23 protein-coding genes and 2 pseudogenes are annotated in these 22,670 nt (G+C 71.1%); 17 read left to right on the top strand and 8 right to left on the bottom strand.

Translation table 11 applies throughout. The features are described 5' to 3' along the window. Positions 1-30 precede the first annotated feature (30 nt). The 7 genes from scpB to ABT078_RS29655 all read left to right on the top strand — a co-directional run bounded on the left by scpB (position 31) and on the right by ABT078_RS29655 (position 6,235). Positions 31-603: an SMC-Scp complex subunit ScpB gene (scpB, locus tag ABT078_RS29685; protein ID WP_351233085.1), complete on the top strand. Its 573-nt coding sequence runs from the start codon at positions 31-33 to the stop codon at positions 601-603. After that, positions 603-1,649, top strand: a complete 1,047-nt coding sequence (locus tag ABT078_RS29680; protein WP_351233043.1) for a pseudouridine synthase — start codon at positions 603-605, stop codon at positions 1,647-1,649. The genes scpB and ABT078_RS29680 overlap by 1 nt, the downstream gene beginning before the upstream one ends. A gap of 117 nt (positions 1,650-1,766) precedes the next feature. Continuing rightward, positions 1,767-2,447 carry a nicotinamide riboside transporter PnuC gene (pnuC, locus tag ABT078_RS29675; protein ID WP_351233041.1) on the top strand — a complete coding sequence of 227 codons (681 nt, stop codon included), beginning with the start codon at positions 1,767-1,769 and terminating at the stop codon, positions 2,445-2,447. Beyond that, positions 2,444-3,523, top strand: a complete 1,080-nt coding sequence (locus ABT078_RS29670; protein WP_351233039.1) for an AAA family ATPase — start codon at positions 2,444-2,446, stop codon at positions 3,521-3,523. Before pnuC ends, ABT078_RS29670 begins: the two co-directional genes overlap by 4 nt. A 5-nt stretch (positions 3,524-3,528) precedes the next feature. Further along, the gene (locus ABT078_RS29665) at positions 3,529-4,353 is read left to right on the top strand and encodes an NUDIX hydrolase (protein WP_502981386.1); all 825 of its coding nucleotides are present in this window, start codon (positions 3,529-3,531) and stop codon (positions 4,351-4,353) included. Positions 4,354-4,364: 11 nt separating this feature from the next. Continuing rightward, entirely contained in the window at positions 4,365-5,387 is a 1,023-nt protein-coding gene (locus ABT078_RS29660) for an ADP-ribosylglycohydrolase family protein (protein ID WP_351233083.1), read from the top strand. Positions 5,388-5,476: 89 nt separating this feature from the next. Beyond that, positions 5,477-6,235 (top strand): nucleotidyltransferase domain-containing protein, encoded by a 759-nt coding sequence (locus ABT078_RS29655; RefSeq protein ID WP_351233035.1) that lies wholly within the window; start codon positions 5,477-5,479, stop codon positions 6,233-6,235. 50 nt (positions 6,236-6,285) lie between these two features. Here ABT078_RS29655 and ABT078_RS29650 read toward each other — a convergent pair whose 3' ends face one another. From ABT078_RS29650 to ABT078_RS29635, 4 genes are read right to left on the bottom strand one after another with little or no spacing between them, the layout of a single operon-like run. After that, the gene (locus ABT078_RS29650; protein WP_351233033.1) at positions 6,286-6,981 is read right to left on the bottom strand and encodes a nucleotidyltransferase domain-containing protein; all 696 of its coding nucleotides are present in this window, start codon (positions 6,979-6,981) and stop codon (positions 6,286-6,288) included. Positions 6,982-6,991: 10 nt separating this feature from the next. Continuing rightward, positions 6,992-7,453, bottom strand: a complete 462-nt coding sequence (locus ABT078_RS29645) for a Rieske (2Fe-2S) protein (protein WP_351233031.1) — start codon at positions 7,451-7,453, stop codon at positions 6,992-6,994. Beyond that, positions 7,450-8,112, bottom strand: coding sequence for a DUF6529 family protein (locus ABT078_RS29640; RefSeq protein ID WP_351233029.1), 663 nt, complete (start codon positions 8,110-8,112; stop codon positions 7,450-7,452). Before ABT078_RS29640 ends, ABT078_RS29645 begins: the two co-directional genes overlap by 4 nt. 17 nt (positions 8,113-8,129) lie before the next feature. After that, positions 8,130-8,813: a hypothetical protein gene (locus ABT078_RS29635; protein ID WP_351233027.1), complete on the bottom strand. Its 684-nt coding sequence runs from the start codon at positions 8,811-8,813 to the stop codon at positions 8,130-8,132. 163 nt (positions 8,814-8,976) lie between these two features. Here ABT078_RS29635 and ABT078_RS29630 point away from each other — a divergent pair, with 163 nt between their 5' ends. The 6 genes from ABT078_RS29630 (at position 8,977) to der (ending at position 14,161) form a co-directional block, all read left to right on the top strand. Beyond that, entirely contained in the window at positions 8,977-9,417 is a 441-nt protein-coding gene (locus tag ABT078_RS29630) for a YidB family protein (protein ID WP_351233025.1), read from the top strand. 129 nt (positions 9,418-9,546) lie between these two features. Further along, positions 9,547-9,909 carry a chorismate mutase gene (gene aroH / locus ABT078_RS29625; RefSeq protein WP_351233023.1) on the top strand — a complete coding sequence of 121 codons (363 nt, stop codon included), beginning with the start codon at positions 9,547-9,549 and terminating at the stop codon, positions 9,907-9,909. Beyond that, positions 9,906-10,991 (top strand): prephenate dehydrogenase, encoded by a 1,086-nt coding sequence (locus ABT078_RS29620; protein WP_351233021.1) that lies wholly within the window; start codon positions 9,906-9,908, stop codon positions 10,989-10,991. Before aroH ends, ABT078_RS29620 begins: the two co-directional genes overlap by 4 nt. 298 nt (positions 10,992-11,289) lie before the next feature. Further along, entirely contained in the window at positions 11,290-11,970 is a 681-nt protein-coding gene (gene cmk / locus ABT078_RS29615) for a (d)CMP kinase (protein ID WP_351233019.1), read from the top strand. A gap of 38 nt (positions 11,971-12,008) precedes the next feature. Next, entirely contained in the window at positions 12,009-12,635 is a 627-nt protein-coding gene (locus ABT078_RS29610) for a lysophospholipid acyltransferase family protein (RefSeq protein ID WP_351233081.1), read from the top strand. 77 nt (positions 12,636-12,712) lie between these two features. Continuing rightward, a complete protein-coding gene (der, locus tag ABT078_RS29605; RefSeq protein WP_351233017.1) occupies positions 12,713-14,161 on the top strand; it encodes a ribosome biogenesis GTPase Der in 1,449 nt (482 codons plus the stop codon). A 115-nt stretch (positions 14,162-14,276) separates the two neighbouring features. Here der and ABT078_RS29600 read toward each other — a convergent pair whose 3' ends face one another. Both ABT078_RS29600 and ABT078_RS29595 read right to left on the bottom strand, forming a co-directional pair. After that, entirely contained in the window at positions 14,277-14,549 is a 273-nt protein-coding gene (locus ABT078_RS29600) for a hypothetical protein (protein WP_351233015.1), read from the bottom strand. Between the two features lie 113 nt (positions 14,550-14,662). Next, positions 14,663-15,481 (bottom strand): DUF8842 C-terminal domain-containing protein, encoded by an 819-nt coding sequence (locus ABT078_RS29595; protein WP_351233013.1) that lies wholly within the window; start codon positions 15,479-15,481, stop codon positions 14,663-14,665. Positions 15,482-15,785: 304 nt separating this feature from the next. Between ABT078_RS29595 and ABT078_RS29590 the strand changes: the two genes are divergently transcribed. The 3 genes and pseudogenes from ABT078_RS29590 to ABT078_RS29580 form a co-directional block, all read left to right on the top strand. Continuing rightward, the gene (locus ABT078_RS29590; RefSeq protein WP_351233011.1) at positions 15,786-17,069 is read left to right on the top strand and encodes a glycosyltransferase family 4 protein; all 1,284 of its coding nucleotides are present in this window, start codon (positions 15,786-15,788) and stop codon (positions 17,067-17,069) included. After that, on the top strand, positions 17,066-17,845 hold the full coding sequence (locus ABT078_RS29585; protein ID WP_351233009.1) for a hypothetical protein: 780 nt from the start codon (positions 17,066-17,068) through the stop codon (positions 17,843-17,845). The genes ABT078_RS29590 and ABT078_RS29585 overlap by 4 nt, the downstream gene beginning before the upstream one ends. A gap of 110 nt (positions 17,846-17,955) precedes the next feature. Next, positions 17,956-18,918, top strand: a pseudogene (locus ABT078_RS29580) (helix-turn-helix transcriptional regulator); the annotation flags it as partial. Here the strand turns inward: ABT078_RS29580 and ctaD are convergent. Further along, positions 18,872-20,595 (bottom strand): annotated as a pseudogene (gene ctaD / locus ABT078_RS29575) (aa3-type cytochrome oxidase subunit I). The pseudogenes ABT078_RS29580 and ctaD sit on opposite strands and share 47 nt — an antisense overlap. Before the next feature lie 456 nt (positions 20,596-21,051). Between ctaD and ABT078_RS29570 the strand changes: the two are divergent. Further along, positions 21,052-21,267 (top strand): I78 family peptidase inhibitor, encoded by a 216-nt coding sequence (locus tag ABT078_RS29570; RefSeq protein ID WP_351233005.1) that lies wholly within the window; start codon positions 21,052-21,054, stop codon positions 21,265-21,267. Positions 21,268-21,392: 125 nt separating this feature from the next. Here the strand turns inward: ABT078_RS29570 and ABT078_RS29565 are convergent, their stop codons facing one another. Next, positions 21,393-22,463: a phosphatase PAP2 family protein gene (locus ABT078_RS29565; protein WP_351233003.1), complete on the bottom strand. Its 1,071-nt coding sequence runs from the start codon at positions 22,461-22,463 to the stop codon at positions 21,393-21,395. Positions 22,464-22,670 lie beyond the last annotated feature (207 nt).

The following is a 22,670-nucleotide window of genomic DNA, read 5'->3' as shown; positions in this document are numbered from 1 at the left end:
ACCCTCAAGCCCGCCCTCGAAGCCGTCCTCATGGTCGTCGACGAGCCGGCCACCGAGGAGCATCTGGCCAAGGTGCTGGAGCAGCCCCGTCGCGCGGTCGCCGACGCGCTGCGCGAGCTCGCCGACGAGTACACGGTCCAGGGCCGCGGCTTCGAGCTGCGCCTCGTCGCCGGCGGCTGGCGTTTCTACACCCGCCCCGAGCACGCCGCCGCCGTCGAACGCTTCGTCCTCGACGGGCAGCAGGCCCGCCTCACCCAGGCGGCGCTGGAGACCCTGGCCGTGGTCGCGTACCGCCAGCCGGTGAGCCGCTCGCGGGTCTCCGCGGTGCGCGGAGTGAACTGCGACGGCGTCATGCGCACCCTCCTCCAGCGGGGTCTCGTCGAGGAGGCGGGCGCGGAACCCGAAACAGGTGCGATCCTGTACAGGACGACGAACTACTTTCTGGAGCGGATGGGCCTGCGCGGCCTGGACGAGCTCCCGGAGCTCGCTCCCTTCCTCCCGGAAGCGGACGCGATCGAGGCCGAGACGCAGGAAGGGGTTCCGTCGTTCGATCCGGACGCTCCGGACACAGACGACGACGACAAGACGACGACGGAACTTTGATGCGAAGCAGCGGCAGGAACAGCAGCGGACGCGGCAACTACCGGGGTGCCGGGAACGCGCGCGACGACAAGCAGAAGCGCGCGGGCAAGCCCCGTCCCGAGGAGCGCCGCTACGACGTGGGAGGTTCCTCGGAAGCGCCGAAGAAGGGCCGCGGTGCGGCCGCCCGAGGCGGTGCCAAGGGCGCTCCGAAGCAGTCCCCGCAGCGCGGCGGCGGCCGCACCGTCCCGGCCCGCTCGCGTGAGTTCGACGCCCGCGCCGAGGAGCGCAACCGCGAGCGGTACGCGAACAAGCCGCAGATCAAGACCCCGAAGACCTTCGGTGACCAGGAAGGCGAGCGGCTCCAGAAGGTCCTGGCCCGCGCCGGCATGGGCTCGCGGCGTGCCTGCGAGGAGCTGATCGACGCCGGCCGCGTCGAGGTCAACGGCAGCATCGTCGTCGAGCAGGGCACCCGCGTGGACCCGGAGAAGGACGAGATCAAGGTCGACGGTCTGACCGTCGCGACCCAGTCCTACCTGTTCTTCGCGCTGAACAAGCCCGCCGGTGTCGTCTCCACGATGGAGGACCCGGACGGCCGCCAGTGCCTCGGCGACTACGTCACCAACCGCGAGACCCGCCTCTTCCATGTCGGCAGGCTCGACACCGAGACCGAGGGCATCATCCTGCTCACCAACCACGGCGAGCTGGCCCACCGCCTCACCCACCCGAAGTACGGCGTCCAGAAGACCTACCTCGCCGCCATCCAGGGCCCCCTCCCGCGCGAGGTCGGCAAGCTCCTCAAGGACGGCATCCAGCTCGAGGACGGGTACGCCCGCGCCGACCACTTCCGGGTCGTCGAGCAGACCGGCAAGAACTACCTCGTCGAGGTCACCCTCCACGAGGGCCGCAAGCACATCGTGCGCCGGATGCTCGCCGAGGCGGGCTTCCCCGTCGACAAGCTCGTCCGCACGTCCTTCGGCCCCATCGCGCTCGGGGACCAGAAGTCGGGCTGGCTGCGCCGCCTGACCAACACCGAGGTCGGCATGCTGATGAAGGAAGTCGGCCTCTAGCCGGACCCTCTGGAAGAGCCCGCGGCCGTCGTTTTCGACGGCCGCGGGCTCTTTCGTGCTTGTCGGGCCGCCCTCCCCGCTTTATAGTCAGAATGACTCTTAAGGAGGGGGGCGGGCGTGAGCCTCGCGGACGTACTCGGACCTCTGCAGCAACCGCTGGTCACGCTGCTCGGCACGCCGTTCAGCTGGACCGACGCCTTGTCGGGCCTCGGTTTCGGCAGCGGCGCACTCTGCGTCTGGCTCGTCGCCCGCCAGCACATCGCCAACTGGCCCGTCGGCATCGCCAACAACGTCCTCTTCGTCCTCCTGTTCACCCAGGCCGGCCTGTACGCCGACGCGGGCCTGCAGGTCGTCTTCATCGCCCTCGCCGCCTACGGCTGGTGGACCTGGACCCACGGGGGTGGACCAGGCTCCTCCTCGGACGCCCTCCCGGTGCGCCGTACCACGCGCACCGAGTGGACGTGGCTGCTCGTGGCGGGGGCGGTGGGGACCATCGGCCTGACGCTGCTCCTGGACCGCGCCACCGACTCGACCGTCCCCTTCTGGGACGCGCTGACCACCGCGCTCTCCCTGATGGCGACGTACGGACAGTGCCGGAAGCGGCTGGAGTCCTGGCGGCTCTGGATCGCGGCCGACATCGTCTACGCACCGCTGTACGCGTACAAGGAGCTCTATCTCACCTCGCTGCTGTACGTCGGGTTCACGGCCCTCTGCGTGCATGGGCTGCGCAACTGGACGCGCGACCTCTCCGTGCAGCGGCGGCAGTCGGCGGAGGAACCCGCGGAGGCGACAGCATGAAGCGCTACCGGCACGGTCTCGTACTCGGCAAGTTCTATCCGCCGCACGCCGGCCACCACCATCTCGTACGCACCGCGGCCGACCGCTGCGACCGGCTCACCGTGCTCGTCTGCGCCGCGTCGGTGGAGTCGGTCCCGCTCGACGAGCGGATGGCGTGGATGAGTGAAGTCCACCCGGGCGTCCGGGTGGTGGGCGCCATCGACGACATTCCGGTCGACCTGACCGACCAGGCCGTCTGGGACGCGCACATGGCCGTGTTCCGTGCCGCCGTCCCCGGGCGGGTCGACGCCGTCTTCACCTCGGAGCCGTACGGGGACGAACTCGCCCGTCGCTTCCGCGCCGAGTCGGTCTGCGTCGACCCCGGCCGTACGGTCTTCCCGGTCTCCGGCACGGCGGTGCGCAAGGATCCGGTCGGCTGCTGGGACTTCCTCGAGCCGCCCGTACGCGCCGCGCTCGCCCGCCGCGTCGTCGTGCTCGGCGCCGAGTCGACCGGCACCACCACGCTGGCCACGGCGCTCGCCGAGCACTTCCGGCGGCGTGGCGGGGTCTGGACGCGGACCGGCTGTGTACCCGAGTACGGCAGGGAGTTCAGCGAGCGGAAACTCGCCGAGCTGCGCGCCGAGCGGCCCGGAGCCACCTGGTCCGACGTCCGTTTCGCCTCCGACGACTTCTCGCTGATCGCCCGGCGCCAGACCGAGCTGGAGGATGCCGCAGCCCGCACCGGATCTCCCGTGCTCGTCTGTGACACCGACGCCTTCGCCACGACCATCTGGCACGAGCGGTACATGGGTGGGCCGAACGAGGAGGTCGCGGAGATCGCGGCACGCGGCCGCGGTGACCTGTGGCTGCTCACCGACCACCGCGGAGTGCCGTTCGAGGACGACGGACTGCGCGACGGCGAGGAACTGCGGCCCTGGATGACCGCGCGCTTCGCGGCCCGGCTCGCCCGCACCGGGCGGAGGTTCGCCACCCTGAGCGGTCCGCACGAGCAGCGGCTGGCCAAGGCCGTGGCAGCCGTCGACGCACTGCTCGCCGAGGGCCGGCACTTCGCCGACCCCCTGCCGGAGAGGCGGTGAGCGACATGACGGAGGGACCCGATCCCGGTGCCCTCGATCCCGGTGCCCTCGATCCGGGCGCCTACGACGCCGGCGCCTACGACCCTCGCGCCTTCCCGCCTTTCGCGGTCACCGTCGACCTCGCCGTCTTCACGGTCCGCGACGGCGAGCTGCACGTACTGCTCATCGAGCGAGGACAGGAACCGTACAAGGGTGCCTGGGCGCTGCCCGGCGGATTCGTGCTGCCGCACGAGTCCGCGGGCCAGGCCGCCCGCCGTGAACTCGCCGAGGAGACCGGCCTCTCGGCAAGCACCGCCGCCGCGCTCCACCTGGAGCAGCTGCGCACGTACAGCGACCCGGACCGCGACCCCCGGATGCGGGTCGTGTCCGTCGCGTACACCGCACTCGTACCGGATCTGCCAGAGCCGCGGGGCGGCGGCGACGCCGCGCACGCCCGGTGGGTGCCCCACGGCAGCCACGGGCATCCCCCAGCCTTCGGCCGGGGGGACCCCCATCCCGCTTCGCTCGCCTTCGACCACGACCGCATCCTCGCCGACGCGCACGAGCGCATCGGCGCCAAGCTCGAGTACACGTGCCTCGCCACCGCCTTCTGCCCGCCCGAGTTCACGCTCGGCGAGCTGCGGCAGGTGTACGAGACCGTCTGGGGCGTCGAGCTCGATCGTCCCAACTTCCGGCGCAAGGTCCTCACCACGCCCGGCTTCGTCGAGGTGGTGGAGGGGGGCGCGCGCCTGACCGGCGGCCGGGGGAAACCGGCCGCGCTCTACCGGGCGGGGCCGGCGAACGCCCTGCATCCTCCCCTGCTGCGACCGGAAGGGCGGCACACGACATGACCGCGTCCGACATGACCCCGACCAGGACAGTCACCAAGCAGGCTGCCACCGGCGCCCTGACCGGACTGGCGCTCGGCGACGCCCTGGGCTTCCCCACCGAGTTCAACGATGTGCCGGCGATCCTCGCCAAGTGCGGGCCCTGGCGGGAGATGTCCCTGCCGAAGCCTGCGATCGTCACCGACGACACCCAGATGACCCTCGCCCTCGCACGCGGCATACGCACCGCGATGGGCCGCGGTCTCCTCACCCCGCTGCGCCTGACCCGGCCGGTGCGGGAGGAGTTCGTGAACTGGTACCACTCCCCGGAGAACAACCGCGCCCCGGGCCGGACATGCCTGGTCGCCTGCCACAAACTCGACAGCGACATGCCCTGGCAGGAGGCCAGCCAGATCGCCTCCAAGGGCTGCGGCGCCAACATGCGTGTGGCGCCGGTCGGACTCGTGCCCGGGCTGAGCGAGGGCCAGCGCGCGGGCGCGGCCCAGCTCCAGGCGGCGCTCACCCACGGCCACCCGACGGCCCTGGCCGCGTCCGACCTCACGGCCCGCGCCGTGTTCCTGCTCGCCCAGGGCACGGAACCGCTCGGTCTCGTCGGCCGGCTGCGTTCGTACGCGTACGAGAACCGCTCCCGCTACCACCACCGCTGGCTCGGCGACCTGTGGACGTACGCGCACGACGCGACGCCCGAGTCCTTCATCGAGCGCGGCTGGGACGAGTGCCTGGCGGTCCTGGAGCGCCTCACCTCCGCGCTGCGCGACGCGAACCCCGAGAACGACCCGTGCCTGGCGACGGGCGACGGCTGGATCGCGGAGGAGGCCCTGGCCACGGCCCTGCTGTGCTTCCTGCACTTCCCCGAGCAGCCTCTCCTGGCCCTCCGGCGTGCCGCCTGCACGAAGGGCGATTCGGACTCGATCGCATGCCTGGCAGGGGCGTTCGCGGGGGCGCACCTGGGTGCGGGGGCGTGGCCGAAGGAGTGGGCGGAGCGGATCGAGTACCGGAGCGAGCTGCTGACGCTGGGGGCGCTCTGGGACGCCTGATCGTTCCGGGACCTGATCGCTCGGAGGAGCCTGATCGTCCTGCGATGCCTGATGGTTCTGGGATCCGATCACTCTGGGATGCTCGGCGCATGACACTGTCCCTCTTCCCCGCAGACCTCGCTCCCGTCGCCGCGGAGCAGCCCGATCAGCTGCTCTTCGCCACGGTCTCCGGCGCCCACCTGTACGGATTCCCGTCGCGTGACTCCGACGTGGACCTGCGCGGCGCCCATCTGCTGCCGGTGGAGCAGCTCGTCGGGCTGCGCGAGCCGGAGGAGACCCGGTCCCGGATGTGGGACAGGGACGGCGTCGAGATGGACCTGGTCACGCACGACCTGCGGAAGTTCGTGCGGCTGATGCTGCGGCGCAACGGCTATGTGCTGGAGCAGCTGCTGTCGCCGCTGGTCGTGCACACGACCGACGGGCACGCGGAACTGGTCTCGCTGGCCCCGGGCGTGCTCACCAGCCATCACGCGCACCACTACCGCGGATTCGCGAACACGCAGTGGCGGCTCCACGAGAAGACCGGCGAGCTGAAACCGCTCCTGTACGCCTTCCGCGCTCTGCTCACCGGTGTCCACCTGATGCGCGCGGGCGAGGTGCAGGCCCATCTGCCCACCCTGCTGGGCGAGGTGCAGGACGCACCGGGCTTTCTGCCCGAACTGATCGAGGCGAAGGCTGCCGCCGAGCACGGCCCGGCGGTGGGCCTGTCCGCGGACGCCGAGGTCGTCCGCGCCGACCTCGAAAGGCTCCACAACGTGCTGGACACCGCGCAGTCGGCCTCGGCCCTTCCGCCGGAACCGAGCGCCTACGACGCCCTGCACGACTTCGTCGTACGAGCGCCCCGGTAGCCGCCGGACCGTGCCCGCGCCGAGCGTGTCCGCACTCGGCGTGCCGGTGCTCAGCGTGTCTGCGCTCGGCGTGCCGACGCGCGCCGGGTGCGGACGAGGAAGTCCTCGACGCGTGCCCGGTCCGGGCTCTCGGGCAGGGGCGTCCGCGTCGCCGCGGCGTCCGCCTCGTCAGCCAGCCGCGTCATCCAGGACTCGACCTGCGCCCACCGGACCTCGCCGCGCTTGACGGCGAGGAGGCGCTCGCGGTCGTCGCCGACGTCGATGACCAGCCTCCCGGTGCGGAGCAGGTCCCGGCAGGTCGCCAGGAGCCGCAGCAGATGCATCACGTGCTTCCAGCGGGGAGCCCCGTGCTGCCGCATGTCCGCATCGAGCTTGCGGCGCTGTCCCGCGGCGTAGCGGACGAAGGTCTCGTGGGCCTGCCGGGACAGAAACGCATCGCGCAGAGTGAGGAGTTCACGGCCGGTGTCGTCGATGTGCTCGACCAGCGGGGAGTGCAGGCACTCCAGGATGTTCGGGTTGGCGCGCAGCGCGAGCCCGCAGAAGCGTTCCAGCTCCCAGGAGAACTGCTCGTCGGCCGGGCCCTCCACATGCGTCGGGGGCTTCTCGAAGTGCCAGTACAGCGGGGTGGGTGCGAGGAAGACACCGCGCAGGTCGGTGTCGCTGCCGTCCGTCGCCAGCCCGAAGGCGCGCGAGCCCATCACGCAGGAGTAGATCGTGTGGTCACGGACGAGCGCCTCGGGAGTCATGCGCGCCACGCTACGTGAGCCGGATCCGGTCCCCGGTGACGGTGATCTGCTTCGCCTCCAGCGGCCGCTCGGCGGGCCCGCGCGCGACGGAGCCGTCGGTGATCCGGAACTTGCTCCCGTGGCAGGGGCAGTCGATCGTGCCGTTCTCGACCTTGTCGACGATGCAGCCCTGGTGGGTGCAGATCGCCGTGAACGCCTTGAAGTCGCCCTGCGTGGGCTGGGTCACCACCACCTTCTGCTCCTTGAAGACCTTCCCGCCGCCGTCCGGGACCTCGGCGGTGGTACCCAGCACCTCGCCCGCGGGCGGCTGAGCGCTGCCGGGCCCCGTCGGTGAGGCGGGTGCCGGGCGCAGCGTCACCTCGTCGCTGCTCTCGTCCCCGTACTTGGTGCAGGCCGGTACCACCAGGAGGGCGGCACCGGTCACCAGAACCGTACGGCGGGTGGTTCCCTCACTGCTCTCGCGGTCACTCATGTCGTCACTCCGAACGTGCGGAAGAACCAGAGGGCCGAGGTCAGCCAGAGCATCGTGAGCGACGCGAAAACCAGCCCGCCGACGACCGGCAGCAGCCACCCCGGCAGTCGCTCCATGCGCAACAGCAGCATCTTTGCGCTGAATGCCCCGAAAAAGAAGCAGCCGAGGAACGAGTGCCAGGCCGCCCGTGCCGTGGCCGTCTGATAGCCGAGCGCATACAGGCAGTGCACGGCCACGGGCACGGCCAGCAGGAACGCCACCCGGCCCGACCAGCGGTGCAGCGTGGGCGTCCAGGGCGCGGCCCGTACGCCCGGCATCTGCCCGTACATCGAGAGCGCGGTGACGAGCTGCACCACCGCGAAGGCCAGCGACACCGTCGCCAGCCAGGACTTCACCGCACTCGGGCTGGTGAAACCGGCCAGGTTGAAGGCCGTGGCGGCCGGGGCGTGCAGCTTGCCGTACGCCCCGAGGGCGACCGCGACGGCCATCGCGACCAGGGCCGGGACGAGGTAACGCATCGCCTCGGAGCCGGTGAGCCCGGGCGAGGGCTCGGGCCCGGACGGGGGCGGGGGCGAGGCCTGGGGCCCGGACGGGGGCGGTGGCGGGGGAGGCGGTGGCGGCGGGAAGTCTCCGCTCCGCGCAGGCGGGTCCACGCTCATGAAGCACCTCGGGACGCTCAGGGGACGACGGGGCGGGCGGTCAGCTGGGTGCCGTCGACGGTGACGGCGCCGGTTTCCGGGTCGATCGGGGGAGCGGCGGCGGGCTTGCCGTCGCGGCTGACGATGCCGACCTGACGGCCGTCCTGCAGGATGATCCAGCCACCCCGCAGCTCGGCGCCGCGCACTTGGGCGGTGGCCCGGTACAGCCCGGACGGCTTGACCGCCTTGTCGGCGGTGAACGGCCAGTTCTGTTCGCCGATCTCGACGGTTCCGGTGACCTTGCCGCCGGTCATGACGGCGTCCAGCTTCGCGCCGCTCTCGCTGCTGGTCAGATGCATGTCTCCGTCCTCCTCCACGGGGCCACGCATCCAGGCCTCACGGGTACGGCCGTCGCAGAAGTACGCGATGGCCTTGTCGCCGCGGACGGAGATGGCCACCGAGGCGGTGTCGTCGTTCGTGCGTCCTGCGAACTCGACCTGCGCCTGCGCCTGGGTCGGCGCCGTCGGGGACGCGGCCGGAGGCGGCGTCGGCGACGGCGAGGGGGGCGCGGGCGGGCTCGGGCTGGGGCTCGGACTGACGGCCGGGCGGTCCCGGTCGCGCGATGAAGGCACGGGCTCACCGGTCGTGGCGTTCAGCGACAGCATGAACAGGCCGAGTACGAGTCCGGCGAACAGCGTGATCAGTGGTCCCGGGTGCTTCATCGGCGCCTTCCGCGGGGACGGCGGGCAAAGGGAACTCCATGCAAACCGACGTCACGTGCCGTGTCCACCGGTCGACGTTCCGTAGTGGTCCAGGTGGCGGCAGCGTCGAGGGTGGGTGACATTGTCCGTAAACCCAACCTTTTCCTACCTGAGAGGCAGGACCATGGCGGGAAGTGATCTCGGCGGTCTTCTGGGCAGTCTGCTCGGCGGCGGCCAGAGCGGTGGCCAGGGCGGCGCCGGAAACATCCTCGGAGCGCTGCTCGGCGCCCTCTCCGGTGGAGGCGGCGCTGGTGGCGGCGCGAGTGCGGCAGGCGGGAGCGACCCGCTCGGCGGACTCCTCGACATGCTCACCAAGTCCGGCCTCGCCGACCAGGCGCAGTCGTGGATCGGCACCGGCCAGAACCAGCCGGTCAGCGGGGGGCAGATCGCCGAGGCGCTGCCGTCCGAGACGCTGGACGAGGTCGCCCAGCAGACGGGCGTGACGCCGCAGCAGGCCGCGGACGAGATCGCGCAGTCCCTGCCCCAGGCCGTCGACAAGCTGACCCCGAACGGGCAGCTGCCCTCCGGCTCGCTGGAGGACATCATCCGGCAGCAGGGGATGTGATCGGCCACCCACAGCCGAACCGCGGCGGCCGCACTTCCTGTCTCGGAGGACGGTCGCCGCGATCGTGTGCCCGGGCATCTGACTACGCTGATCGGAGCACGCGCGGTAACGACAGGTAAGGAGCACGACGTGGCGGTACGAGCCGTCCGGGGAGCCGTCCAGCTGGAACGGGACGATGCCGGGCACATGGACGAGCAGGTCAGCGAGCTGCTCACCGCCATCCTGGAGCGGAACGGGCTCACCGCGGACGATCTGATCAGCGTCTGGTTCACGGCCACGCCGGACCTCCACAGCGACTTCCCGGCCGCGGCGGCGCGAGGCCTCGGGATCGTCGACGTACCGCTGATCTGCGCCCAGGAACTGGACATCACGGGGGCGATGCCGCGAGTGGTGCGGATCCTCGCGCACGTCGAGTCCGACAAGCCCAGGTCCGAGATCGCGCACGTGTACCTCGGCGCCGCGGCCGCCCTCCGCAAGGACATCGCCCAGTGAGAACGGCTCTCGTCGTCGGGACCGGGCTGATCGGCACGTCCGCCGCGCTGGCGCTGGCCGGCCGGGGTGTCACGGTCCACCTCCGGGATTACGACCCGGCGCAGGCCAGGACCGCGGCGGCACTGGGCGCCGGGACCGACGAGGCGCCCGAGGGGCCCATCGACCTCGTGATCGTGGCCGTGCCGCCGGCATTCGTGTCCGCCACGCTCGCGGAGGCGATGCGCGCCGGGACCGCGCGCGCGTACCTCGACGTGGCCAGCGTGAAGGGCGGCCCACGGCGCGAGCTGGAGGCGCTCGGGGTCGACATGTCGGCGTACATCGGTACGCACCCCATGTCCGGCAAGGAGCGCTCGGGCCCGCTGGCCGCGACCGCCGACCTCTTCGAGGGCCGGCCGTGGGTGCTGACACCGACCCGGGACACCGACACGGAGGTGCTCAACCTGGCGCTCGAGCTGGTCGCGCTGTGCCGCGCGGTGCCGGTGGTCATGGACGCCGACGCGCACGACCGTGCGGTCGCGCTCGTCTCCCACACCCCGCAGCTGATCTCGTCCATGGTCGCGGCGCGGCTGGCCGACGCGGACGAGACGGCGGTGCGGCTGTGCGGGCAGGGCATCCGCGACGTCACCCGCATCGCCGCCTCCGATCCCCGGATGTGGGTCGACATCCTCTCCGCCAACCCGGGCCCGGTCGCCGACGTCCTCGCGGGCGTCGCGGCCGACCTCGACGAGACGGTCCGCTCCCTTCGGGCCCTCCAGTCCTCCGACGAGGAAAAGCGCCGCGAGGGCACCGACGGCGTGCAGGACGTCCTCCGCCGCGGCAACGCCGGCCGCGAACGAGTCCCCGGCAAGCACGGTGCCGCCCCGACGACGTACGAGACGGTCGCCGTCCTCATCAGCGACCAGCCCGGCGAGCTCGCCCGGATCTTCGCGGACGCGGGCCGGGCAGGTGTGAACATCGAGGACGTACGCATCGAGCACGCGACGGGCCAGCAGGCGGGCCTGGTCCAGCTCATGGTCGAGCCCGCGGCGGCGGCGGTGCTCTCGGCGTCGCTGCGGGAGCGGGGCTGGGCGCTGCGGCAGTAGCGCGACGCACGTCGATCGCGGTGCCTGCGGATTACGGGCCCGTCCGGCGACTGAGGACGGACGGGCCCGGGTCCACCCTCGGCACCGGCCGTGGCCCGGGGCCCGGAGCACGCGGTCGGGGAGGGCCGGGCGGGGCCGTGCCGACGTGCGGCTCCGTCGCGTGGGCCCCGCGCAGCGGTCCCCGGGGCCGGGATCTGCGAACGGGTGCAAGGGCAACGTTCCGCACTCGGTAACCTTGTGCGGGGCACCTTGGCATTCGGCCTGCCCGTAGACGCGTATCAGGAAGGTCTCCGACACCGTGGAATCCGTGATCGTCGCCATCGACGGCCCCTCCGGCACGGGCAAGTCGAGCACCTCCAAGGCGGTCGCCGCAGAGCTGGGGCTGAGTTACCTCGACACCGGCGCGCAGTACCGGGCGATCACCTGGTGGATGATCAGCAACGGCGTCGACGTCGCCGACCCGCTCGCGATCGCGAGCGCCGCCGCGAAGCCGGTGATCGTGTCCGGCACGGACCCCTCCGCGCCGACGATCACCGTCGACGGGCTGGACGCGTCCGGGCCGATCCGTACGCAGGAGGTGACCTCCAAGGTCAGCGCCGTCAGCGCGGTCCCCGAGGTGCGCGCCCGGATCACCGAGCTGCAGCGCTCCATCGCCGCGGCCGCCGAGAAGGGCATCGTTGTCGAGGGCAGGGACATCGGCACGACCGTTCTCCCCGACGCCGACCTGAAGTTCTTCCTGACGGCTTCCCCGGAGGCCCGCGCCGCCCGCCGCAGCGGCGAGCTGAAGGGCAAGGACGCGGCCGACGTCGCCGCCACCCGTGAAGCGCTCGTCAAGCGGGACCACGCCGACTCCAACCGCAAGACCTCTCCCCTCGCCAAGGCGGCCGACGCCGTCGAGGTCGACACCACCGACCTCACGCTCGCGCAGGTCATCGAGTGCGTCGTCGCTCTGGTTGAGGAGAAGCGGGTCGCGACGTGACCGCACCGTCCGCGAAGGGCGCCGCCGTCGGCCGGCGGATGGGCATCGGCATCATGCACTCGCTGTGGCGGCCGCGGGTCCTGGGCGCCTGGCGGGTTCCGGCCGCCGGTCCGGTGATCCTCGCCGTCAACCACGCGCACAACATCGACGGGCCGATGGTCATGGGCACCGCCCCCAGGCCGGTGCACTTCCTGATCAAGCAGGAGGCCTTCGTCGGTCCGCTCGACCCGTTCCTCACCGGAATCGGGCAGCTGAAGGTGGACCGTGCGAGCGCCGACCGAACCGCTGTCACGAACGCTCTCGCGGTGCTCGAGAACAGCGGCGTTCTCGGCATCTTCCCCGAGGGCACCCGGGGCGAGGGCGACTTCTCCTCGATCCGCGGCGGCCTCGCCTACTTCGCCCTCCGTTCCGGTGCCCCGATCGTTCCGGTCGCGGTGCTGGGAACCGCGGACAGGGACGGGCGGGAAGATGGGGCGAAGGGCGGACGCTTGATACGGGCGCTGCCGCCGCTGCGCAGCCGCGTCGACGTCGCCTTCGGCGACGCCTTCACCGTGGGCGACGGCAGTGGCCGGCGCACGCGCCAGGCGCTCGACGACGCGACCGTACGCATCCAGGAGCGGCTCACCGCCCACCTGGAAAACGCCAAGCGCCTCACCGGGCGCTGAGCGAGACTTCAGTAGTGAGCCCCGGGCCCACGGCCCGTCCCGGCTCACCGACCACGAATGAACGAGGAACGGACTTCATGAACGACCAGCACGACCACGGGGCACTCGGCGACACCGAGTACGCGGAGTTCATGGAGCTCGCCGCGGAGGAGGGCTTCGACCTCGAGGACGTCGAAGGTGCGATCGAGGAGGCCGGTCACGGCCCCCTGCCCGTCCTCGCCGTCGTCGGCCGCCCGAACGTCGGCAAGTCGACCCTGGTGAACCGCTTCATCGGCCGCCGCGAGGCCGTCGTGGAGGACAAGCCCGGCGTCACCCGCGACCGCGTCACGTACGAGGCCGAGTGGGCCGGCCGCCGCTTCAAGGTCGTCGACACCGGCGGCTGGGAGCAGGACGTCCTCGGCATCGACGCCTCCGTCGCCGCCCAGGCCGAATTCGCGATCGATGCCGCCGACGCGGTCGTCTTCGTCGTGGACGCAACCGTCGGCGCCACCGACACCGACGAGGCCGTCGTCAAGCTGCTCCGCCGCGCCGGCAAGCCCGTCGTCCTCGCCGCCAACAAGGTGGACGGCCCCTCGGCCGAGGCTGACGCCGCGATGCTCTGGTCGCTCGGGCTCGGTCAGCCGTACCCGGTCTCCGCGCTGCACGGCCGCGGCACCGGCGACCTCCTCGACGAGGTCCTCGAGGCCCTCCCCGACGCTCCCGCCCAGACGTTCGGCACAGCGGTCGGCGGCCCGCGTCGCATCGCCCTCATCGGCCGCCCGAACGTCGGCAAGTCGTCCCTGCTGAACAAGATCGCGGGCGAGGAGCGCGTCGTCGTCAACGAGATGGCGGGCACCACCCGGGACCCGGTCGACGAGCTCGTCGAACTCGGCGGCAAGACCTGGAAGTTCGTGGACACCGCGGGTATCCGCAAGAAGGTCCACCTCCAGGAGGGCGCCGACTACTACGCCTCGCTGCGCACCGCGGCCGCGGTCGAGAAGGCCGAGGTGGCCGTCGTCCTGATCGACACGAGCGACTCGATCTCCGTCCAGGACCAGCGGATCATCACGATGGCGGTCGAGGCGGGCCGTGCGCTCGTCGTCGCGTACAACAAGTGGGACACCCTCGACGAGGAGCGCCGCTACTACCTGGAGCGCGAGATCGAGACCGAGATGCAGCAGGTCGCCTGGGCGCCCCGGGTCAATGTCTCGGCCTCGACCGGCCGGCACATGGACAAGCTGGTCCCGGCGATCGAGACGGCGCTGGAGGGTTGGGAGACCCGCGTCCCGACCGGTCGCCTCAACGCCTTCCTCGGCGAGCTGGTCGCCTCGCACCCGCACCCGATCCGCGGTGGCAAGCAGCCGCGCATCCTGTTCGGTACGCAGGCGGGCACGAAGCCCCCGCGTTTCGTCCTCTTCGCGTCCGGCTTCCTGGAGCACGGCTACCGCCGCTTCGTCGAGCGTCGGCTGCGCGAGGAGTTCGGCTTCGAAGGCACCCCGATCCACATCTCGGTGCGGGTCCGCGAGAAGCGCGGCAAGAAGAAGTAGTCCAGGAGACGACGACTCAGTAGCGCATACGCCGAAGTGGCGCATACGACGAAGTGGCCGGGGCGGCTGCCGCCCCGGCCACTTCGTGGTTCATGTGAAGGGATGCCCGCGTGCCTCACTGCCCGCTGCGGGGCGCCGGTGGCAATGCGAGATGCCCGCCGAATGCCGAGCTGAGTCCAGAGCTGAATCCCGTGTGCCCGCTGTAGCCGGAGCGGCCCCCGTGCAGGCGGAGCCCGAATCCCTTGAAGCCGAGATCCTCCTCGCCGCTCCGGTCGCCGGGGAGCGTCCGGAATGCCGTGCGGTACTCGGAGCACAGCGCGTCGTAGATGGGCGTGGCCGAGGGGATCCGGCTCGGGTACGGCTGGCGGGTGGGCTCGTATGTCTGCACGTATGAGCCAACGACCTTCAGGCTGGTCGGATGCGGGCCGCTCCGGGAATTCGCAGTTCGGCGGGGGTACGCGGGGGCGCACGGCGCCCGTCCGCGTACCCGGCGGGACGGGATCAGGTGCCGGCCAGCGGCATGGCCGCGGCCACCAGCCGCCCGTTGGCCGCAGCCTTCTCCAGCGCGTCGCGCAGCAGGTCCTCGCGGGGCTGCTGGCCGATGGCGCCGGCCGGGGCGGCGAAGACCAGGACCCGGTGGGACTTGTTGGCCGCGCTCCGCCAGCCCTCGGTGACCTGGAGCGGCTGGTGGGCCTGCCACCAGGCGACCGGGTTGCCGCCACCCGTGCCCGGCTGGAGCACGGCGTGCAGCTGGCCCATGGCGAGCAGGACGGACCAGCCCGGCAGCAGCCGGGGCATCTCGTTGACCACCGAAACGGGCAGGAAGCCCTGCTCGATGAGCAGCGGCAGGAAGTCGTCGCCGCCGCCGAACGAGCCGGGACGGGCGATGGGCGCGGTCGGCTCGACGACGAGCGCGGGGTGGAGTTCGTCGTCGATCAGGACGAGACCGCTGGTGACACCGAGCACGGCCTGCCCCGACGAGGTGTTCGCCGCGCTGGGGGCCGCCTGGGCGGCGGGGGCGGCCGGGGCGGCCGGGGCGGGAGCCTCGCCCGTGATCGACCGGACGGCGCCCTTGAGCTGCTCCTCGGCGACCTGGACGACCTGCGAGGGGATGCAGCTGGCGTGGGCGAACGCGAGGACTGCGGTCTCCTCGCCGACGAACAGCACGGTGCTGGTCCGTTCCTGCTCGGAGTCGCCCGGGGTGCGGCAGGAAGTGCAGTCGTAGCTGCCCGGGGCGTTCTCGCCGGCGAGCAGCCGGTCGGCTTCTTCGTCGCCGATCTCGGCGCGTACGTCCTCGCTGACGTCGAGCATGCGCGGCACGGGTGGCTCCTCGGACTCGGTGCTGGGTGGGCAGCCGGGGGTTCCCGGCTCACAAGGAGCACAACGGGCGATCCGTGGCCGGGGTCACGCGGGAAGCGGATGCTGAGAGACACATCGTCAAGTCGACAGGTCGATGTTCGATGTCCCCGTCCCCCGTCCCCCGTCCCCCGTCCCCCGTCCCCCGTCCCTCGCCCCCGGCGCCGCGCCACCGCGACGCACCAGGCGCGACCCAGGGGCATAACTGCCCAACCGGCAAGTACAGTCCACCACTGACCAACATGAAGACCGGGGGACGCGGCAGCGCATGCATATCTCTTTCCTGCTCCATAACGCGTACGGAATCGGAGGGACGATCCGCACGACGTTCAACCTCGCCCAGACGCTGGCCGAGCGGCACGACGTGGAGATCGTCTCGGTCTTCCGGCATCGCGACGAACCGATGCTGGACGCCCCCGCCGACGTCCTCTTGAGGCATCTCGTGGACCTGCGCAAGGGCAGCCCCGGCTACGACGGCGGGCACCCGGACCACACCAGGCCCGCGAAGGTGTTCCCGCGCGGTGACGGCCGCTGGAAGCAGTACAGCCGCCTCACCGACGCGCGTATCGCCGGCCATCTGAAGTCCCTCGAGGCCGATGTCGTCGTCGGTACCCGCCCCGGGCTGAACGTCCACATCGCCCGTCAGGCCCGCCGCGGCCCCGTCCGCGTCGGCCAGGAGCACCTCACCCTGGAGAGCCACGGATACCGGCTGCGGCGCGAGATCGGCCACCGGTACGCCCTGCTGGACGCGGTCACGACGGTCACCGAGGCCGACGCCGGGTCCTACCGCTCGCGTCTGAGGCTGCCCGGCGTACGGATCGAGTCCGTGCCGAACTGCGTGCCCGCGCCGACCGTCGCCTCTGCCGACAGCGGCAGCAAGTGGGTCGTCGCGGCCGGCCGACTCACCAAGATCAAGCGGTACGACCTGCTGGTCAAGGCATTCTCGAAGGTCGTCGCCGCCCGCCCCGACTGGCGGCTGCGGATCTACGGCAGCGGCGACGCGACCGGCAACGAGCGGAACGCGTTGCGGGCCCTGATCCAGCAGCGGGAGCTGCACAACCACGTCTTCCTGATGGGCCCCGCCAACCCGCTGGAGGCGGAGTGGGTCAAGGGCTCGATCGCCGCGGTCACATCGAGCGTCGAGTCCTTCGGGATGACGATCGTCGAGGCGATGCGTTGCGGCCTCCCGGTCGTCTCCACCGACTGCCCGCACGGGCCCGGCGAGATCATCGCTGACGGTGTCGACGGCCGGCTCGTGCCGGTCGGCGACGAGGACGCCGTCGCCGACGCACTGCTGTCCCTGATCAACGACGACGAGTTGCGCAGACGCACCGGAGAGGCGGCGCTCAAGGCCTCCGAGCGCTTCGACCCTGCCCGGATCGCGGAACGCCATGAGACGCTCTTCACCGAACTGGTCGCCCGGGGCGGGGGCGGCGGCTCGCGCGGCGCCCTGCGCGACGCCGTGCACCGCACGCGCGGTGCCCTGCTCGACGGGGCCTACGCCCTGCGCTACCAGGCCGCCGACGTGATCCGGAAGGGAAAGACGGGATGACCACGTCCACCGGGCGGCGGACGCCACGTGCCGACTGCATCGCCGACGCAGCGGGGGGCGTCACGTTCGACATAGCGGGGGTCAACGCTCCGGACGCCGCGCTCGTGCTGCGCCGGCGTGGTGGCACGGCCGCCGCCGACACCGTGCGGCTGCCGCTCACCCCGGTCGGCGGGGACCGCTCGCGGGCCGTGCTCCCCAGCACCGTCGACCTGGCCGAGGGCCACTGGGACGCGTACACGGACGACGACGTGGCCATCGAGCCCGGTATCCGCGATGTCCGGGCGCTCGTCGACCGGGTACCGGAGGCCGGGCGGGTCGTCGTGCGCGTACCCCTTCCGACGGCGGACGGGCGGCTCGCTGTCCGCTGCTGGATGCGCGAACCGCACGCCGAGGCCGGGGACATCGGCTTCGAGCAGGGATCCTGCATGATCGAGGGAATGCTGTACGGGGCCGAGTTCGGCCCAGGAGCGGTCGCCGAAGCGCGGCTCGGCGGCAAGGTCCACCAGCTGCCCGTGACGGGCGAGGGAGGCGGGAGCTTCCGCTTCACGCTCCCGTACGCCACCCTCGTCGAGGCCCCTGTCGAGAAGCAGCAGATGTGGACGCTGTGGCTGCGGCCCGCCGAGGGCGCGAAGCCCGTGCGGATCTCGCGCATCCTCGACGACGTGTGGGACCGCAAGAGCATCTTCGTCTACCCCGTGCACGAGGCCGACGACTTCCGGGCAACGCCCTGCTACACGAACGACAACGACCTGTGCGTCCGGCTGACCTCGAAGTGACCTGACGAACGGCTCGAGGAGCCCCGGTGGCCCGAGGAAGACCGGTGGCCCGAGGAGGCCCGCGAGCTTGAGGACAGCCGCTGTCCTCAAGCCCTGACAGACTCGCTTCCATGCTGGAAACCTCGGCACGACTGCTGCGCCTGCTCTCCCTGCTGCAGGCCCACCGTGAATGGTCGGGCGCCGAGCTCGCCGAACGGCTCGGCGTCACCCCGCGCACGGTGCGCCGGGACGTCGACCGGCTCCGTGAGCTCGGATATCCCGTGAACGCCAGCCCCGGTACCGGTGGCGGCTATCAGCTCGGCGCGGGGGCCGAGCTGCCGCCGCTGCTGCTCGACGACGACGAGGCCGTGGCGGTCGCGGTCGGTCTGCGCACCGCCGCCGGCAACGGCATCGAGGGCATCGGCGAGTCCTCCGTACGCGCCCTCGCGAAGCTGGAGCAGGTGCTGCCCAACCGGCTGCGCCGCCGGGTCGGTGCCCTGAACGCCTTCACCGTCCCGCTGCTGCGCCCGCCCCAGGCCCAGGTCGACCCGTCCGTCCTGACCGAGCTGGCCCATGCCTGCCGGGACAGTGAGCGGCTGCGCTTCGCCTACGAGGACCACAACGGCTCGGCGACCCGGCGCACCGTGGAACCGCACCGGCTGGTGTGCACCGAGCGCCGCTGGTACCTCGTCGCCTGGGACCTGGACCGCTCGGACTGGCGTACGTTCCGGGTCGACCGGATCACCCCGAAGCCGCCGCACGGCCCGCGCTTCGCCCCGCGCACGCCGCCCGCAGAGGATCTCGCCGCCTATGTCTCCAAGGGCGTGTCGACGGCCGCGTACGCGGTGAGTGCGGTGATCAGGCTGCGGGTGCCGGTCGAGCGAGCCGCCGCGGCCGTGTCACCGTCGGCCGGCGTGCTGGAGGCCGAGGGGCCGGAGAGCTGTCTGCTGCACACGGGTGCGGGAAGCCTCGACGTGATGGTCGTTCATGTGGTCCTGATGGGCTTCGACTTCGAGGTCGTCGAGCCGAAGGAACTGACCGAGCACGTCAGGACGGTCCGGGACCGGCTGTCCCGGTCCCTGGGATCTCCCGGCTGACGTCGTCGTGCGGAGCCTCGGGGACGGCCGGCCGCGTGGCGGCCCACTCCGGGTGGTGCAGATCGAACGCGGGGGACTCGGACCGGATCCGGGGGAGGGCGGCGAAGTTGTGGCGGGGCGGCGGACAGGAGGTCGCCCACTCCAGCGACCGGCCGAACCCCCACGGATCGTCGACCTCCACCTTCTTCGCGTACTTGGCCGTCTTCCAGACGTTGTAGAGGAACGGCAGCGTGGACATGCCGAGCAGGAAGGCGCCGATGGTGGAGACCGTGTTGAGCACCGTGAAGCCGTCGGCGGCCAGATAGTCCGCGTAGCGCCGCGGCATGCCCTCCGCGCCCAGCCAGTGCTGCACGAGGAAGGTGACCTGGAAGCCGATGAAGAGCGTCCAGAAATGGATCCTGCCGAGCCGCTCGTCGAGCATCCTCCCGGTGAACTTGGGCCACCAGAAGTAGAAGCCCGCGAACATCGCGAAGACGACCGTGCCGAAGACCGTGTAGTGGAAGTGGGCGACGACGAAGTACGAGTCGGTCACCTGGAAGTCCATCGGTGGCGAGGCGAGGATGACGCCGGTCAGGCCGCCGAGCAGGAACGACACCAGGAAGCCGACCGACCACAGCATCGGGGTCTCGAAGGACAGCGATCCCCTCAGCATCGTGCCGGTCCAGTTGAAGAACTTCACGCCGGTCGGCACGGCGATCAGGAAGGACAGCAGCGAGAAGAAGGGCAGCAGCACCGCTCCGGTGGCGAACATATGGTGCGCCCACACCACCACCGAGAGCCCGGTGATGGCCATGGTGGCGCCCACGAGCGTGGCGTAGCCGAAGATCGGCTTCCGCGCGAAGACCGGGATGATCTCCGTGATGATGCCGAAGAACGGCAGGGCGATGATGTAGACCTCGGGATGGCCGAAGAACCAGAAGAGGTGCTGCCACAGCAGCGCACCGCCGTTCTCCGCCTGGAAGACGACGGAGCCGAACCTGCGGTCGGACTCCAGCACCAGCAGTGCCGCCGCCAGCACGGGGAACGCCGCGAGCACCAGGATCGTGGTGAAGAGGACGTTCCAGGTGAAGATCGGCATCCGGAACATCGTCATGCCCGGCGCCCGCATGCCGATGATCGTCGCCAGGAAGTTCACGGACGTGAGGATCGTGCCGAATCCGGAGAACGCGAGCCCCATGATCCACAGGTCGATGCCGACCCCGGGGGAGCGCTCCAGGCTGTTGAGCGGAGCGTAGGCCGTCCAGCCGAAGGCCGCGGGACCGGTGGGCACCAGCAGCGAGCCCAGCACCATCAGCCCGCCGAAGAGGAACAGCCAGTACGAGAACATGTTCAGCCGCGGGAAGGCCACGTCGGGCGCCCCGATCTGCAGCGGCACGAGCTCGTTGGCGAAGCCGGCGAAGGTCGGCGTCGCGAACAGCAGCAGCATGATCGTGCCGTGCAGGGTGAAGGCCTGGTTGAAGACTGGTTCGTCATCAGCTGGAGCCCGGGGCGGGCCAGCTCGGCCCGCATGAGCATCGCCATCAGCCCGGCGGCCAGGAAGAAGACGAACGACGTGATCAGGTAGAGATGCCCGATCTTCTTGTGGTCGGTGGTCGTGAGCCAGTCCACCACCATCCGGCCCCGCCTTCGGAGGGGTGCCTCGGCGGCGGTCGCCGCAGCGGTCTCCGTCCCCATCGTTGCCCCCTCGCGGTCCGCGGTGCGGGCCTCGTCCGGTACTGGTTCGGTCTCGGGCTGGAGCCATGATGCTAGGCACCCGGCACCACCCGACAGGCCGCGGACACGGATCCGGACACCGCGCGATACGCATACGGGTGACCGCTGATTCGTCCCGAAGTAGGGATGGCCTAAGTAATGATGAATTCCCGAATGTCCATGGTGGGGAAAAGGGCATCGGCAGGGGAAAATCAGGAGTCTGGAATGAGGGCGTCCGGTGAAGTTCGGGCAGATCTGTGAATTTCCTGTGCGGGCGACTTCGTTTTTGCTCGTGAATGATCGTGCGCGCGCCAAACGCGTGTCGTGATGCTGTGACACAAGTGTGACCGCTGGGGTACGTGGGGATGCTGATTCGTGTACCCACTCCCGCCTCTGCGGACTTCCGTCACCGTCCGCTGCCACCTACGGTGAGGTCCCATGGCATCGATTCCGACACCTTCCGCAGAGCCCGACGACACCCCCGAAACGTATGTCGGCCTCGACGCCGACAGCGCGGAGCGCCGCGCCCGCAGCCGGGGGTGGAGCACCGTCAGATCGCTGCCGCCCGGCGCCATCATCACCATGGAGTACCTGGTGGGCCGGCTGAACTTCGAGGTCGACGGCGGCAGGGTCGTCCGCTGCTGGAAGGGCTGAGGCCGACGAACGGACTGACGCTGTCTCAGCGGGCGTCCACCACCCACACATGGTGATGGCCCCCGACCTCGGTCGGGGGCCATCACCATGTGTGGGACCGGCCGTTCGTGCCGCCCCCGCTCCCGTCAGCTGCCGCCCGACACCGGACGCGAACGCGGCGGACGGCGGCTGCCGGCCGGGGCGACCGGACTGTTGTGCGGGGTGTGCGCGGCGTGCGGCGTGTGCACGCCGTGCCCGGAGCGCACGACCGCGTGCGGACGCGACTGCGTGAGCTGGGCGGTCGCCGTGGCGGCAGCCGTGGTACCGGCCGGTGCGCCCGCACCCGTCCGGCCCCCTGCGCTGCCCGCGCCCATCGGCCTGCGCGCCGGCTCACCGTCCTCCGATGCCGCACGCTGCGGGTATATGGCGGGTCGCGGGCCGCCCGCGGCGACCGGAAGCGAAGGCACCGGCAGACGGCGCGTCCGCAGCTGGTCGCGCGCCTGGTCGCGCAGCGACAGGATGAAGGCCTCGGCGCGACCGATCACCTGCTCGCACCACGGCAGCGCCAGCAGGATCAACAGGCCGGCCGCCCAGCCCAGCAGGACGTCGCTCAGCCAGTGCGTACCGAGGTAGACGGTGGTGAGTCCGACGCCCAGGGCGACCACGGCGGACAGCGCCGAAAGGTAGCGCCGGGCCCGCGGGGTGGTGGCGAGGTAGGCCAGGATTCCCCAGGTCACCACGGCATTGGCGGTGTGGCCCGAAGGAAATATATCCCCGCCGGCGAAGAGCTCGGGGGAGCCGATCCGGGTCGCGTAGTGGGGGCCGAGCCGCCCGAGGCCGAGCTTGACCGAGCCCACCGTCAGGTTCAGCAGCAGCAGGGAGGCGCCGAGCACCAGCAGCGGTCGCAGGGTGTGCTGCCGCCAGGAGCGCCAGCCCAGCCAGGCCGCCACCATCACCGCGGTGGGGCCGCGCTGTCCGAGCACCACGAAGTAGTCCAGAAACGCGTGCAGCTCCGGCCACTGCTGATACGGCCGGAAGAGCATGACCTTCCAGTCGAGGGTCACCAGCCAGGACGAGACGAGCACGGCGACGACGATGGCGAGATAGAACGCCAACGTCCCGCCGAAGAGGGCGAGACGAGTGCGGCTCATCCGCGGGATCTCTATCTTCGGCGGCTCCGGCTCCCGGTCCAGACGGGCAAAGATGTCGGTACGCACCCAATCGACGTTACAGCGAGTGAGTGTGAGCCCAGGCCGATCCCGGCTGTTCGTGATGACGATGTGATGTGGAGTATGTCTCAGCCGCACATTCATTCCCCGTAGAAGCCGGAAATGGAGGGGGCTTGCGCCCTATTGCGGAGCTGGTCTTCTCCGTAAGTGTGTTTGTACACGGAGAAAGCAGTTCACGCGATTGCCGCACGGAAT

The organism is Streptomyces sp. NPDC002133, from assembly GCF_040296405.1.
Classification (GTDB): Bacteria; Actinomycetota; Actinomycetes; order Streptomycetales; family Streptomycetaceae; genus Streptomyces.
Note: the sequence above shows the minus strand (reverse complement) of the source record. Positions and strands in the feature narration are given on the sequence as shown.